General features: G+C 57.3%; 17 protein-coding genes. 4 read left to right on the plus strand and 13 right to left on the minus strand.

Features of this window, described 5'->3' with window-relative positions; translation table 11 throughout:
- Window positions 1–15 precede the first annotated feature (15 nt).
- From APH44_RS18375 to ligA, 3 genes are all read right to left on the minus strand, one after another.
- Window positions 16–552 carry a DUF882 domain-containing protein gene (locus APH44_RS18375; RefSeq protein WP_054893915.1) on the minus strand — a complete coding sequence of 179 codons (537 nt, stop codon included), beginning with the start codon at window positions 550–552 and terminating at the stop codon, window positions 16–18.
- A 142-nt stretch (window positions 553–694) separates the two neighbouring features.
- Window positions 695–1,762, minus strand: coding sequence for a toprim domain-containing protein (locus APH44_RS18380; protein WP_023383778.1), 1,068 nt, complete (start codon window positions 1,760–1,762; stop codon window positions 695–697).
- Window positions 1,763–1,822: 60 nt separating this feature from the next.
- Window positions 1,823–3,829, minus strand: coding sequence for an NAD-dependent DNA ligase LigA (gene ligA, locus APH44_RS18385; RefSeq protein WP_054893916.1), 2,007 nt, complete (start codon window positions 3,827–3,829; stop codon window positions 1,823–1,825).
- Between the two features lie 122 nt (window positions 3,830–3,951).
- Here ligA and APH44_RS18390 point away from each other — a divergent pair, with 122 nt between their 5' ends.
- On the plus strand, window positions 3,952–4,848 hold the full coding sequence (locus tag APH44_RS18390; protein ID WP_023383776.1) for a recombination-associated protein RdgC: 897 nt from the start codon (window positions 3,952–3,954) through the stop codon (window positions 4,846–4,848).
- Between the two features lie 80 nt (window positions 4,849–4,928).
- Window positions 4,929–5,309: a hypothetical protein gene (locus tag APH44_RS18395; protein WP_023383775.1), complete on the plus strand. Its 381-nt coding sequence runs from the start codon at window positions 4,929–4,931 to the stop codon at window positions 5,307–5,309.
- 41 nt (window positions 5,310–5,350) lie between these two features.
- On the opposite strand, the gene APH44_RS18400 is transcribed toward APH44_RS18395, so the two are convergent.
- From APH44_RS18400 to APH44_RS18420, 5 genes are read right to left on the minus strand one after another with little or no spacing between them, the layout of a single operon-like run.
- Entirely contained in the window at window positions 5,351–5,746 is a 396-nt protein-coding gene (locus tag APH44_RS18400) for a hypothetical protein (protein WP_023383774.1), read from the minus strand.
- A 42-nt stretch (window positions 5,747–5,788) separates the two neighbouring features.
- A complete protein-coding gene (gene trbC / locus APH44_RS18405; protein WP_224459419.1) occupies window positions 5,789–6,520 on the minus strand; it encodes a type-F conjugative transfer system pilin assembly protein TrbC in 732 nt (243 codons plus the stop codon).
- Window positions 6,468–7,505, minus strand: a complete 1,038-nt coding sequence (locus APH44_RS18410) for a TraU family protein (protein ID WP_023383772.1) — start codon at window positions 7,503–7,505, stop codon at window positions 6,468–6,470. The genes trbC and APH44_RS18410 overlap by 53 nt, the downstream gene beginning before the upstream one ends.
- The gene (gene traW / locus APH44_RS18415) at window positions 7,502–8,200 is read right to left on the minus strand and encodes a type-F conjugative transfer system protein TraW (protein ID WP_023383771.1); all 699 of its coding nucleotides are present in this window, start codon (window positions 8,198–8,200) and stop codon (window positions 7,502–7,504) included. The genes APH44_RS18410 and traW overlap by 4 nt, the downstream gene beginning before the upstream one ends.
- Window positions 8,201–8,236: 36 nt before the next feature.
- A complete protein-coding gene (locus APH44_RS18420) occupies window positions 8,237–9,034 on the minus strand; it encodes a DsbC family protein (RefSeq protein ID WP_023383770.1) in 798 nt (265 codons plus the stop codon).
- Window positions 9,035–9,144: 110 nt separating this feature from the next.
- On the opposite strand from APH44_RS18420, the gene APH44_RS18425 reads away from it, so the two are divergent.
- Window positions 9,145–9,873, plus strand: a complete 729-nt coding sequence (locus APH44_RS18425; RefSeq protein WP_041925798.1) for a hypothetical protein — start codon at window positions 9,145–9,147, stop codon at window positions 9,871–9,873.
- Between the two features lie 79 nt (window positions 9,874–9,952).
- On the opposite strand, the gene APH44_RS18430 is transcribed toward APH44_RS18425, so the two are convergent.
- The 4 genes from APH44_RS18430 to APH44_RS18445 form a co-directional block, all read right to left on the minus strand.
- Window positions 9,953–10,216: a hypothetical protein gene (locus APH44_RS18430; RefSeq protein WP_023383768.1), complete on the minus strand. Its 264-nt coding sequence runs from the start codon at window positions 10,214–10,216 to the stop codon at window positions 9,953–9,955.
- A gap of 34 nt (window positions 10,217–10,250) precedes the next feature.
- Window positions 10,251–10,475, minus strand: coding sequence for a hypothetical protein (locus tag APH44_RS18435; RefSeq protein ID WP_023383767.1), 225 nt, complete (start codon window positions 10,473–10,475; stop codon window positions 10,251–10,253).
- Window positions 10,476–10,614: 139 nt separating this feature from the next.
- On the minus strand, window positions 10,615–10,863 hold the full coding sequence (locus APH44_RS18440) for a hypothetical protein (RefSeq protein WP_023383766.1): 249 nt from the start codon (window positions 10,861–10,863) through the stop codon (window positions 10,615–10,617).
- A gap of 11 nt (window positions 10,864–10,874) precedes the next feature.
- Window positions 10,875–11,138 carry a hypothetical protein gene (locus APH44_RS18445; protein WP_054893917.1) on the minus strand — a complete coding sequence of 88 codons (264 nt, stop codon included), beginning with the start codon at window positions 11,136–11,138 and terminating at the stop codon, window positions 10,875–10,877.
- Window positions 11,139–11,341: 203 nt separating this feature from the next.
- Here APH44_RS18445 and APH44_RS18450 point away from each other — a divergent pair, with 203 nt between their 5' ends.
- Window positions 11,342–12,040, plus strand: a complete 699-nt coding sequence (locus tag APH44_RS18450) for a hypothetical protein (protein ID WP_023383764.1) — start codon at window positions 11,342–11,344, stop codon at window positions 12,038–12,040.
- Between the two features lie 38 nt (window positions 12,041–12,078).
- Here the strand turns inward: APH44_RS18450 and APH44_RS18455 are convergent, their stop codons facing one another.
- A complete protein-coding gene (locus APH44_RS18455; protein WP_023383763.1) occupies window positions 12,079–12,540 on the minus strand; it encodes a hypothetical protein in 462 nt (153 codons plus the stop codon).
- Between the last annotated feature and the right edge of the window lie 175 nt (window positions 12,541–12,715).

A 12,715-nucleotide genomic window follows, 5' to 3' on the forward strand; every position in this document is an offset into this window, starting at 1 on the left:
AGCGAGAGCCTGGTACTATCCCCGCCAGACCCTCAAATTTCCATCGTCTACGTGAATGAAGTTCCGGCCTGGGTAAACGCCCACGCCGCCGCCCTCAAGATATAGGGCTAGTCGTCGAAGGTAGTCTACCGGTACGCCTGGCACTGTGAGGTCGCAAGCGCCACCTCTTAGGTGCGCAGAGTGCTTTTTGCCACCCACCTTCTTGTTGGTCGACTCTTCGCGATACCCTGAAAGCACGATGATGGGCTTCGTTATCCCGTGAATTTTGAACCAACCTTGAATTCCTGCGACGTCCAGGAGCACAGGGCTCATCTGCACAGCCTTGCCCGTGTGAACATCGCGCATCAGTCGGCACACGGGGTCATAGCCGGACCAATCGAGTCGACCGTTCTGGTAATAGACCTTGTCGACCTCCTCCCACTGCCCGGGTTTGATCTCACGCTTCAGCCAGAGACGTCTGGGTTGATCCCAGAAGGTGCTGGCGCTTGAGAGCAGCGGAGTTGAGGAAGCGGCCAAGCCGAGGGCATATTGCAGGAATGTTCGACGGTCCAAAAGGGGGGCTCCACTTCTCTGAGCGGTGATTTTATCACCCGTATTGATGTATGTGTACGCGTTATGAATCTACCGACGCACTCCCCGGGGTCGCATTGTAACAAGCCAAAAAAACCCGGCTGCGAGAGCCGGGTTTGGTGGGTTAGTTTAGGAGGCCACGCATGTGCTTGAGCTGCTCGTTTAAGTCGCCGACCCGGTTGGGTGGATTGAAGGTGCCAAGGTTGGCTTCAAGAGCCACTAGCACTGGCTTGAGGTTCTCTGCAGCCTTGAAGCCCGGCTTATCAGGATCGAGCGCCTGAAGCACGTTCTTCTTGGCCATCATGTTGAACCATTCAGGCTCCCAATTCTCGCAACCAGGAAGCGCGAAGATCGTCCTTTTCGACCCCATTTCGACGGCTGATAACATGTCGATCGGACCTTCGACGATCATGAACTCACTTTCAGAGCCTTCCCAGATCCAAGGAGATTTTCCGCCGTACCGCATGGCCTTCTTCTCCCCTTCTTTGGGTTCACGCATGAGCCTAAACTCAGCAGCACAGTGCGATTGCGACCGAAACCACAGTGGCCGAAATGCACAGGCTGGCGCCTTTTTTTCGGGGTTCCACAGGCCCGCTTTCACCATCAGTTCCTGCCCTGCGACTTCAGTCAAGAACCCCTTGGCTTCCATCGGGTTGTTCGGGATTGTGATGAGGATGCCTCGGTTGCAAGCTTCCCGGGCTACATCCTCAGATATACCCCGGCCAGCAAAGTACTTCAGGGCATCTTTCGAGGGATAACTGCAAGCTTCGGCGACGCGTTGCAATACCAGCGCAAGAGCACTGTCATCGCGTTGGATCGCGTCCATGGGCTTGGGCGGAACATAGTGCTTCAGCAGCTCAACATCGGCGCCCATCAGGTCAAGACCTGCCTCCCGATGAGATTTCCCCCAGTAAAATGCCGCCGCAGCGACCACGTCACCTTGCTCACCGCACGAGTAGCAGAGCCACCCGCCGTTTTTCACGCTGATCTTCACCGAGTGAACGGAAGAAGCTCCGCATTCAGGGTTTGGACAGATGTTGTACCGAATTGCACCTGCTGATGGTCTCGCTTTCGCACCGAGCATGTGCTCGAAGAACCAGTCGAGCGGGACGTTATCTCGCACATACTCAAAGTCGACTTCATAGGCGACTCCATTAGCATCGCGCTTGTATGGTCCATTAGTTACTGACATTTTCTGGTTCTCCAGATGAAATCTTAATGCTCTGTGATGCTTCACGCCGGCCTGTAATACTCAGCCCGCGGCGGCGGCCAATAGCCGGGCTTCATCCCACACATCGATGTCCAGGTCCTTGGCGGCTTCGAGTTTCGAGCCTGCTGCCTCGCCGGCAACGACGAAGCTGGTTTTGCTTGAAACCTTGCTTGAGACCTTCCCCCCGGCTCCTTCGACCAGAGCTTTGGCAGCCTCTCTGCTGAGGGTTGGAAAAGTGCCGGTGAGGACGACAACCTTCCCTTTCAGCGAGGCCCCGCCGATGGCAGCGAAGTCGTTGGGTGTGGTGATCGTGGCCAGCCGATCTGCCTCAGCACCGAGAGTAGAATCCTCGAAGAATCGGGTGATGTTGGTGGCGGTACCATCCCCAACATCCGCGATGGCCAGCAGTTGCGCGTAAGTCGCTGCGCGGAATGCTGACCAGGACCCGAACTGCGCCGCCAGAGCTTTGCTGGTGGCCTCGCCGACACCCTCGATCCCCAGCGAGAAAATGAATCGCGGAAGGTCCGGAGCTTTCGAGCCCTCAATGCCCGCGACCAGGTTCTTCGCTGAGACCGGCCCAAACCCGGGGAGCGGTGCGATGACCTTGTCGTTCAGACTGTACAAGTCGGAAGGCATGCTGATCAGGCCGGCGGCGATCAGAGTTGAGACCGACTTGTCGCCCAGGTTGTCGATGTTCATTCCCAGCCGAGACGCGAAGTGAGCGATCTTGCCCTGCTTCTGTGCCGGGCATTTAATGCCACCTGGGCAATGCAGCTCGACGGCGCCCTGCAGGCGAACGAGGGGGCTACCACATGACGGGCACTCTGTCGGCATCACATAGTGGGAGAGGGTCTTATCGCCGATCGAGGGCACTGTCCGAACGATCTCCGGTACCACATCGCCCGCTCGGCGAACGATGACGGTGCTACCGACCTTGATACCCTTGGCCTCGATCTGATCGGCGTTGTGGAGGTTGGCGCTGGATACCACTACGCCACCGACGCGCACAGGCTTGAGCTTTGCCACAGGGGTCGCAGGCCCCGTTCGGCCGATCTGCACCACAATGTCTTCGACGACGGAGACGGCCTCCTCTGCTGGGTACTTGGACGCAATGGCGAATCGGGGGGTGCGATTGTTCCAGCCAAGGCGTTCTTGGTCGGCGAGGGAGTTGACCTTGAATACGACGCCGTCGATGGCTACTGGGAGGTTGTGGCGATTCGCACCCACCGCATCGTAGAACCCTTTGATGCCATCCCAGCCGTGGACCACGGTCGTTTCCGGGGCAATGCTGAATCCGAGCTCCAGCAAGCCCTCAATGATCTTCCACTGTTTGGTTGCCTTGAACGCAGGGGTGCCGTCGAGCTCTTGGGCGCCATACGCGTAGAAAGACAGTCTCCTGGACGCAGTTACTTTGGGGTCCAGCTGGCGCATGCTGCCGGCGGCGGCGTTGCGGGGGTTGGCGAGGGTCTTCAAGCCCTGGCTCTTGAGGCGCTCATTCACGATCTTAAAATCGCTATTGAGTATGACAACCTCGCCACGAACCTCCAGATCAGTGGCCGCTGGTAGGGTCAGGGGCAAGTTCAGGATGGTTTTGGCCTGTGCCGTTACATCCTCACCGGTCGTTCCATCCCCGCAGGTGACTGCGCGAACCAGGACGCCAGCCAAGTATCGAGCCGAAAGCGCTAAGCCGTCGTACTTCAGTTCAGCGGTGAACTCGATGTCCGCCGGCTGTGACAGCTCATCCACCACAGAGCTTGCAAATGCCCGGGCCTCTTCCTCGTTCATGGCGTCTTTGAGCGACAGCATTGGGACATCGTGTTGTGCTTGGAGGAACTCTTCCAGAACCCGGCCACCGACCCGCTGCGTTGTTGAGTCAGCGGTAGCCAGATCTGGATACGCAGCTTCCAGTTGCTCCAGTTCACGAAACAGGAGGTTGAATTCTCCGTCCGGGATCGTCGGGGCATCGAGTCGGTGGTACGCATCCATGTGTCCAGCGACCTCTGCACGGAGTTGAAGAAGGCGTTGCTCAACCTGGGCGAATTCAGACATGGTTTTTCCACTGGCAGGATAGGTGTGTGCATGATTATAAATCTGCCAGTATTATGCGTACATGTTTCTTTTTCGTGCGCCAAATTGTGCTGGCGGTAAGCCGGCCAGGAGTGAGTTGCATCATGTTTTCGAACCTTCACCTCTACCGGATTACTGAGCCCTGGAGCTTGTCTACGGCCGAGCTTGCGAAACGTCTGGAAAAAAGGGCATTCACTCCCTGTACGGGTAGCGTCATCAAAACCCAGGGTTGGGTGGAGCCCCGGGTTGGCGGTGGCCTCGTGTTCGAGGTGCAGAAGCAGATCCTGCTAAATCTGTGCTTTGAAGAAAAGAAGGTACCCGAGCCTGTATTGCAGCGACACGTGGCGAAGAAGGCGGCCAAGATGCTCTCCGAGAAGGGCTACAAGCCGAGCCGGGACCAGCTCAAGGCGATGAAGGAAGAGGCGTTTATCGAGCTCTTGCCCAGGGCATTCGAGTCACAGAGCACTGAGAAGGTGTGGATCGATACTTCGGCGGGCCTGATCGGCATCGACTGTGGCTCACCGGCGAAAGCCGATGATGTCGTCACTCAAATACATGACGCCATCGATATCCCTGCATCACTGATTCGAACCTCGATGGACCCCTCCTCTGCGATGGCCACCTGGTTGATGAACAACGAATCCCCCGACGAATTCACGGTCGACCGTGAGGTCAACCTGCAGGGGCTGGACCTTGAAAAATCTAAGGTGGGCTACGCCTCGATCAGCCTGGAGCGCGAGGAGATCCGACAGCACCTCCTCGAAGGTCGGCGCCCCGTACGGTTGGCCATGACGTTCAATGAAGAGGTGTCCTTCGTGCTGACTGACAAGTCGACACTCAAGCGCATTGTTTTCCTCGAAAACGTGAACAAAGAGATTCCCGATGAGGAGGAAGAGGAGGCTGCATTCGGCGCGATGTTTCTGACTTACGCCGGCGTGCTGGCAAAGCTCGTACCCGCTCTCATGGAAGCGCTCGGCGGTGAGGAGGCCGCACAGGGATAATCCGATTTGTAGTCGCGTGATGTGCATTACCGGGTACTAGGCAAACGCAAGGCTTAGCCACTCAACCCGGGAGAATGACCATGAAACTGACTATCGACACCGATGTTTGCAAACGTAAGGCTCAAGCTCTGTCGCTTGAACTCGTACTGTTCATCACCGCGTGCTGCATGCGCTTGAAACTGCTCTGCGAAATTGCTGTGATGCTGGCAAAGGCCGGTTATTACAGGATGTTCTTCTCGCAGATCTACACCGCCAGCAACATCGATGTTGACGGTTTTCGTAACGTGTATGAGCTCGAAGGGTATCCAAGTGTCACGCCTGGCTTTGTGCGCTTGCAGTATCGCCAGACAGTAAACGGTCACGAGAAGGCCCGCTCCAGCATGCTGGTTACTGTGCAGGAATGGAATGCAGTGGCCCGTCGTGTGGCATTCGGTTCTGGGCGCTTGGCTCAAGCTGATTAACGTTTTACAGCACCCGGCCTCTCCTGAGGCCGGGTTTTTTATTACTCGCCGTACAGCGCGGCCCATGCCTCTTGGACTGCTTCGTCCGAGGCGTCGCTGAGCTCATCCAGGCTGACGTCCGCATACCCACTAGCATGCAACAGGGCGTCGGCATCTGATGGTGCAAGCCCTCGGCAGATTTTGTGAATTTCTTGGCAGCGGCCATAGTTCCATGCCTCATAAACCTGCGCGTTCCAGGTGATGCCCTTTTCGACGTGTGCGACCAGGTCGCGAGTCATGACATAGGCGCCTAGGTAGAAGATGCAGGAATTCAAAGCGCATGCTGATAGTTCGCCTGGGCTTTCTCCACGACGCTTCGCAATCTCCAAATCAGCCCAGGAGCTCAGGTTCAGTTGGAAGCCAGGCTCCCAAGCAATGGTGGTCAGTTCAGTTTGCATAGTTTCACCAGAAGCCCGGCGCGATGCCGGGCTCGATCGTGATCAGTGGACGGTGCCAGGGGCTTGTTGTTTGTAGATCTTCTGCAACCTGGCCTCGGCAAGCTTTGCGATCTCAGGCTGCGCACGGAGGCGGATGGTATCCAGGGCCAACATTGCGCTGATGTCGCCGGTGATCGACGTGAAGGTGGCATCTGGTGAGCAGCCATCGTCCAGAACGGACTCTGCTTCTGCAGACGCCACGACGAACGTTGGTACCGATTCCACTTTGAAGGCCTTGAACAGATTGGGATTGATCTCCCACGGCACACCGGCCTTGTTCACCTCCAGCGCAGCCTGTTTGGTCTGCATCTGGGAGCCATTCTTGAACCCTCTCACGACCATGACAGCACCGGTTTCGCGAGCTTGTTGCGCCAGCCGCTCAAGCCTGTCTTTGGGCATCGAGAACGACACGAAGATGATGAAGTCGTTCGCGCCGTGGCCACCCTTTGCACCTTGTTTTGCGGCGTTGAATCGCGCAATGACGTCGTCAAGCGACTCGGTCTTGGTGGGCGCTGGGGCGTCGATGACCGGTACCGTGGCCTTGAACGTGCCCGGCTTCACCGGATCAATCTTCCCGTTCAGAGCGGCACTTCGAGATGCCGCCTGCTCCTGCATGATCTTCTGGATAGCTTCGTTGGAAGGCATTTCCAGCTGCTGGGACACGGCAGGCACGGCGAAGAAACTAGTTGCTAAGAGTAGCGCCGCCGCAGCAGTCGCGTTTACGGAAAATGCCATAGCCAAAGTCCTTGTATCCTGGGAGAGGGAACTCAGTGTTCGATTCGGTCAGAATTGTCGACCGCCCGATTGGAGAGCAGCACTTGCCTGCGATTTTTGCGGTCTCAGGCTTGGGGTAGAGGCGAGTCAGCTTGTACTGCCGCTTGTCCATGATGATCTGCGGGTAGTAGCCGCACATTGCGTCACCTCCCATTGCCGCCCACTGGGTACCCGCGGCATGGAGTTTCGCGAGGATTCGCGTGGTTTGCAGCCGGGCGGTTTGCTCCATGCTCAGGTGCGCCTCGTTCCGACCGGTCAGCGGGTACATGTGACCGTAGGAGCCGGCGGCCCAGAAGATCGTGGACAGTGGGAAGCCTGTAGCAGCGGCAACGGCATCGGCGGACATGGCCCCGATCGCCAGCATGCTCCCGAAGGGGAACGCGTAGGGGGTCAGGATGCCGGCGAGTTCGTCATCGTTGTGGGTTGGGTCCGCGAAAGACATCCAGGGCACGTCGATACCGCGGTTGTCCATGCACGTGTCGTCCAGGATGGCGCCCATCACATACATGGCCGGGTTGATATAGAAGTTGACCTGCATGAACGAGTCGCGGGTGCTGCCGATGCCGCTGCTCTGATCGTCAGAGATGTAGCCGAATGCATCTGCGTTGACGCCTACGTTGACTTTCACCCCACCGAGCAAGGGGAAGCATCCAGGCACCGTGGTAACGTCGGTCATCATGTCGAACTCCCAGAACGAGGTGGGAATGCCGACCTTGGGCGGGTTATCGCACGTGCAGAATGCGCTTTTGTTCCCGCTGTCGAAGTCTTCCTGGCCATCGGAAATGAGCTCCGTTGAACCGAAAAGCTTGATCGGGAACATGCAGGACCAGCAGACGTCCGAAATCAGGTTCGGGAATTTACCGGTGCACACGCCTTCATCGGCAGAGCTGACCGTACTGAGCAGGGCCGTTGCCACAAAGCCCAGGGCCATAAGCAGTTTCTTCATAGCTTCAACTCCTCGATCTGGAGTTCCCTGCCCTTTTGGGTCAGGACCGCGGGAACGCGCTCGATCCCGAACTTCTTCGTGAGGATGCCCATCTGGTCGAAGTAGACCGGGCGACCCCACTCCCGGTTGAGCTTCAGGAACGAACCCGCGACCAATATCACTTTGTCCCGGGGATGCTCATCGGTGCGCTTCTTGGCGTACTGCAGCTGCTTCGGGTCGCGAGCGTCGATGAAGATGATCGCTTTGCTGAGGGTGATGTGGTCCAGCGGGTTGATGCGAGTGCCCGCCGGCACCAGGATGTTACCCAGATGATCTTTGACGGTCTCAGGGTACGTGTAGGTCGGGTCGTACATCCTGATCTGCGGCTCAACGACGGGCCCAATGCCGGGTACCGGCTTGGGGTTTTCTGCTCCGGCCAACTGCTTGTCGCGGTAGTCGTTCCAGAACTTGTCGAGTTCGCCTTTCTTGTCCATCGCTTTCAACCGACCTTGGATCATGTCGATTGCATCCTGCTCCTGGATCTCCCAGGTGTTTCCGTACTTGCCGAGCTCTTCGGCATGAACAGTGGATGACGCGAGGTAGAGGGCGGTAAGGAAAGCGGATGCGCATAAGCGGCGTAGCTTCATCACAACTCCAATGAGAATGCCCAGCCCGGGGCTCATGACGATCAGGTGATCAGAAACCAACGTGGCCATCGAGATGGCCACGTGGAGAAGACTGTTGGCGGGAGATCAGGAACCGCCGTTGAGCCAGGCGTCGAGCCGCTCGGCCGATACCAGCCCCGGCATCTTCCGACCGTCTTCGCTCACCATGGCGGGAGTACCCTGGAAGCCAATGCTTTCGGCCAGCGCGATGTTGCGCTCGATTGGGTTATCGCATTTCTTCGCCGGCGGCTGGGTGCCTTGCGCCAAGGATTCCCATGCAGCAGCACGGCCAGCCTCAGGCAGACACCAGACCGATTCAGATTTGGCGCGAGCCTGCGGGTGCAGCGACTCCAGCGGATACATGAAGGTGTAAATGGTGACATTGTCCAACTTGCTGAGGACCTCCGTTTCCAGCTTCTTGCAGTACGGGCAGTCAGGATCAGAGAACAGATAGAGCTTGCGGGAGCCGTTGCCCTTTACGCGAGTGAACGCGTCTGCCAGCGGAAACTTCGAAACGTCGATTTTCTCAGCTGCAGCTCGCTTGGGTGCCGTCAGGTCCTTGCGAGTCTGCATGTCGTAAACGCTGCCGAACAACAGGTAGCGACCTGAGGCATCGGTGTAGGCAATGTTCTTGCCCATGGTAATTTCGTAGAGGCCATCGATCGGCGCCCGCTCTACGTTGGTGAAGTTGGTGGAGGGGTATTTGCCCTTGAGCGTGTTGAGCACGGTCATGATCTCGATGTCAGCAGCTGGCGCCGCTGCCGCAGCTGCTGGAGCGGTGGCTGCGGCAGGGGCCTGAGCAACCTCGGGTGCAGGCGACTCGGCCTGGGCGAATGCAGCCAGCGAGCAACTGGCGAGAGCGATAGCGACAACGAGCTTTTTCATCGGTTACCTCAGATTTATAAATGGTGCCGGTAGAATTATGTGTACGTGTGACCATATACTAGCAATACCGACAACTCGTGACTATACGCAGCGAGTATTAAAAGAGAGTTATGGATACCGCAAAGCCGCCATCTCACCCGTTGCAGCAACTGCACCACGCCTATCAGGCAATCAATGAGCGCTTCTTTTCCGGGTCATTACCTGGCTGTGAAATCAGATTCTCGACACGCCAAGGGTCTGAAGGCCATTACCGGCCTGGCGCTCTTCCGAGCGGGGAGCTCTGCCCGGCCTTGGACCAAATCGCCGTTGGGGCGCACCTTTCGAGCAGCAAGATGATCGAATCGCTGGCGCATCAAGCCTGTCATCAGTACCGGCAGCACTCCGGACAGCCCCCGCGGCGGGCCTACCACGACCAGGTCTGGGCCGATAAAATGGTCGAGATCGGTCTGCAGCCGTCCAGTACCGGCCTGCCTGGTGGCCAAGTGATCGGGCAGAAGGTGTCGCACTACCTTCTCGAAGGCGGGGGCCTGAGCCTCCTCATCCGCGAGCTTCACGATCAGGGGCTGAACATCAATCTGGCGGGTGCGGCCGGGCCTGCTGGTGCTGGCCGCCGAAGCGCGCAAAAAAAAGTCTGGGCCAGAACGAAATACACATGTGCTGGCTGCAACAAATCTGTGCTCGGCGGCGACCAGTTCAACCTGGTGTGCGGTGATTGCCAGCTGCCGCTAACGCCTGAGGTATCTACTGCGGGAGCGATCGAGCGCGAAGGCGCCGAGATGCTGGCGGAGGAAGGGGCACTTCATACGGCGCCCAGCTCCTGGGAACAGTCGGTGGCATAAGAAAACCCCCGAACCAATAGATTCGAGGGCGGGTGAAGCAGTTATGCAGAGTTGGAGAACTCGCAAGAGTCCAGCCGACTCACGTCCGGCGTGGATCCTCAATTACGTTGGTTTCTGGAACCGGAATCCCGTAGTGGTCCGCATCGTGGTACACGGCAGAGTTCGGATTGAGGAAAGACAGGTCGTCAACGACCCAGCGTCCTCCGTTGGTTCCGCCGGCGAGGTAGCAGCAGCGGGTACCGGCAGGGACTTCTACTTTGTAAAAACTGCGGGCGACTTTAAATTCGACTTCGGCAGCATTGATGGTCTTGCCCATTTTCGCGATAGGGGTGCGGGTGTTCATGTGTTTCTCCTGAAAGGCGTTTTTTGCTGGCAAATCAAAAAGTGAACAGGTCACCCGCGGATCCATGGCCGTTGTTGAACTTCGTCTCGCGAGGTACCTCGAACCAACTGAATCCGTCCCAGACCTCCAGCTTTTCGCCTGACACACGTGCTTTGAAGTAGCGACATCCCAGCTTCGGGTGGTAGGCGTAGATGCCCGCCCCTTTCAACAGGTGATCATCGATTTTCTTCTTCGCTTGAACTGCGGTGAGAGTGGCCATTGCCTGCTCCTTTCATGTGAGGTGTGCCAGGGCACTTGTCTTGCCGTAAGGCGTTGAACTTGCCTCGGGAGATGAGTCTCAGCTCTCTATAAACCCACATGAAAAAACCCGGCGCATGGCCGGGTTGGATGGAGCGTTTCTAAGCTTGTAGCTGGTAGCTACCAGTTACCTTGGTGCCACGCATGGCGCTGTAGTAATTGACGCGATCGATAAAGGGGATGGCCTTCAACGCGGTTGAACTGAAGCCATGGGTTGAACGTATGGTCTCAATGGTGTCACCAGTTGAGAGCTCCCAGAGGAAGATAGTCCCCCCATTGGCATGTACCGCTGCTTTCCGCGTGATCTGCGCGCCCTTCATAAGCCGCGAGGCTTCAATGATCGGATGCATACCGCCACCCTTCACTTAGCTTTTGCGTTGGCGACGAACGATTCGAGCTCCTTGAGGGTCGACCCGAAATTTACTTTCTCGCACAGCACTTCGATCTCTTGGGTCGACAGGGGCGTGAGCTGACCGGAATTGCTTGCGATATCAAGCAGGCCCGGAGCAGCTGACGCCCCACTTCGGAGGATCTCCTGGTAGTGGCGAAGTGCGGCGAGGATCGTACCTTGCTCACGGTCAGCGACCAGAACTGCAGTTTGATTTGCTTGGATTTGCTTGGACATACTGATCTCCTGGAAAAGCAGGTCTATGCGGGTGACCTGGTCTCCGGAGATGGTGTGCATCGAGCTATAAAGCTGCCCCGGTTTGAGACGGTGGTTGTGATTCAGTGGTGTATACGCGTTCGGCCAGGCCGGCGATCGCCCGGCAAGGCAAAGCTCGGCGGCGGTGCTTAAGTTAAGGAAGTGCCCAAATTTTCAGCAGCATCATGGCCCAGGAAAAGCTGATCACCCGAATAACCGAGATCGCTGAGTCGCTCAACGAGCGCCAGCGTGCCTACCTCGTGGTGGCGTATGACGAAGATCAGCGGGCCGAGCAGGCGAATTCTGGGCCAGGCTCTGCGCCAGCGAGCCAATGGCGGTGGCTGGAATATGGTCCTGACGGTCGGGTCCGAAGAATGACGTACGATGGCCCGTTACGGTACGCGCTCGCGGAGATGAAACTGGTCGGTCATGGCGCCGGCTCAACGTGGCATTCCCTGGAAAGCCGCGGCTTGCTGAACACGGATCACCGGCTGATCGGTTTGGGCGATCTCATGTCTCTTTATGTCAGGCTTACAACTGATGGCAGGAGGGTCGCCAGAGTGCTGAAAGGCTTGCCTATGCAAAAACCAAAAATTGACCCTGCCAGCAAGCCGATGTCGCTCACTGCCCTGCGCATTCTTTACCAGGGGCAACAGCAGCCAAACGAATTCTTGGACCCATTTGAGCCATGGATCGGGCGAAGTTATTACCCTCCTCTCCTGGTCGTGCTTGGCATTGCCCGAGGACTAGCAAACAGGGGGCTTCTGGTGGCCGATAAGCGAAAACTGAGCTTTAAAATTTCCGCTGCGGGCCAGGCCGTCGACATCGAGGGAGCCGAGAATTGGCAGCCGTTCCTTAGGCCGGCCTATGGTGAACCTGATTAGAACGACAAGTGCCTTGAGCTAAGAGCGCTCATAGCCTGCTATTCCTGGCTGCGATCATTGGCCACTGGCTTGACTGGCTTGCTGATGAACTTGTGGGCTGCGCAATCTGGGACTTTCGGTGTGATAGCGGAGAGAGCAGTCATTTCCTGCTCTATCCAACTGAACACCGCAGGAAGATCGAGGCCGCCCCGCTCACGTGTCGCATGGTGAAAAGTGGCGTACGCTTCATGGTCGATTGGCTCATAGTCGGTTAGCCGGTTATCAAGAGCCTCGGCCCACGACTTAGAAAATGGGGCTCGAAAGTAAACCAGCAGGGCAACCACAAGGCTGGTGCCTACTACCAAAAGTGGGTCCTGTTTCATGATGACTCCGACAATGATGGCAGTGGAAATAGAGGCGAGAAGGCTTGCCATCATGGACGGTGGAAGGGTCCCGTTCTGCATGTCCAGCGCACACCTCCTTATGTCCATTAGCTTTTTCTTTCGGGTTTCAAAGTTCATGCTTTCTCTCATCAGTCATTCAGTTTGCTGCTGGGGCTATCAGCTGTAATTTCGCCGCCTCGGCTTCGTACTCGGCAAGCGCTTTGGCGTACATATCAGGGTGCTGCTTGTCGAAGCCGGGCATGTGTTCAGTTTCCACCCACTGACCGCGGATTTGGCTTTTAGCGAGCCAGGT

Source organism: Pseudomonas sp. NBRC 111143 (assembly GCF_001320965.1).
Taxonomy (GTDB): Bacteria; Pseudomonadota; Gammaproteobacteria; order Pseudomonadales; family Pseudomonadaceae; genus Aquipseudomonas; species Aquipseudomonas machongensis.

Excerpts from the sequence above, each read along its gene's own strand:
- APH44_RS18380 (WP_023383778.1), bottom strand. The coding sequence starts at position 1,762 with ATGTCAGTAACTAATGGACCATACAAGCGCGATGCTAATGGAGTCGCC.
- ligA (WP_054893916.1), bottom strand. The coding sequence starts at position 3,829 with ATGTCTGAATTCGCCCAGGTTGAGCAACGCCTTCTTCAACTCCGTGCA.
- APH44_RS18390 (WP_023383776.1), top strand. The coding sequence starts at position 3,952 with ATGTTTTCGAACCTTCACCTCTACCGGATTACTGAGCCCTGGAGCTTG.
- APH44_RS18395 (WP_023383775.1), top strand. The coding sequence starts at position 4,929 with ATGAAACTGACTATCGACACCGATGTTTGCAAACGTAAGGCTCAAGCT.
- APH44_RS18400 (WP_023383774.1), bottom strand. The coding sequence starts at position 5,746 with ATGCAAACTGAACTGACCACCATTGCTTGGGAGCCTGGCTTCCAACTG.
- trbC (WP_224459419.1), bottom strand. The coding sequence starts at position 6,520 with ATGGCATTTTCCGTAAACGCGACTGCTGCGGCGGCGCTACTCTTAGCA.
- APH44_RS18410 (WP_023383772.1), bottom strand. The coding sequence starts at position 7,505 with ATGAAGAAACTGCTTATGGCCCTGGGCTTTGTGGCAACGGCCCTGCTC.
- traW (WP_023383771.1), bottom strand. The coding sequence starts at position 8,200 with ATGGCCACGTTGGTTTCTGATCACCTGATCGTCATGAGCCCCGGGCTG.
- APH44_RS18420 (WP_023383770.1), bottom strand. The coding sequence starts at position 9,034 with ATGAAAAAGCTCGTTGTCGCTATCGCTCTCGCCAGTTGCTCGCTGGCT.
- APH44_RS18425 (WP_041925798.1), top strand. The coding sequence starts at position 9,145 with ATGGATACCGCAAAGCCGCCATCTCACCCGTTGCAGCAACTGCACCAC.
- APH44_RS18430 (WP_023383768.1), bottom strand. The coding sequence starts at position 10,216 with ATGAACACCCGCACCCCTATCGCGAAAATGGGCAAGACCATCAATGCT.
- APH44_RS18435 (WP_023383767.1), bottom strand. The coding sequence starts at position 10,475 with ATGGCCACTCTCACCGCAGTTCAAGCGAAGAAGAAAATCGATGATCAC.
- APH44_RS18440 (WP_023383766.1), bottom strand. The coding sequence starts at position 10,863 with ATGCATCCGATCATTGAAGCCTCGCGGCTTATGAAGGGCGCGCAGATC.
- APH44_RS18445 (WP_054893917.1), bottom strand. The coding sequence starts at position 11,138 with ATGTCCAAGCAAATCCAAGCAAATCAAACTGCAGTTCTGGTCGCTGAC.
- APH44_RS18450 (WP_023383764.1), top strand. The coding sequence starts at position 11,342 with ATGGCCCAGGAAAAGCTGATCACCCGAATAACCGAGATCGCTGAGTCG.
- APH44_RS18455 (WP_023383763.1), bottom strand. The coding sequence starts at position 12,540 with ATGAACTTTGAAACCCGAAAGAAAAAGCTAATGGACATAAGGAGGTGT.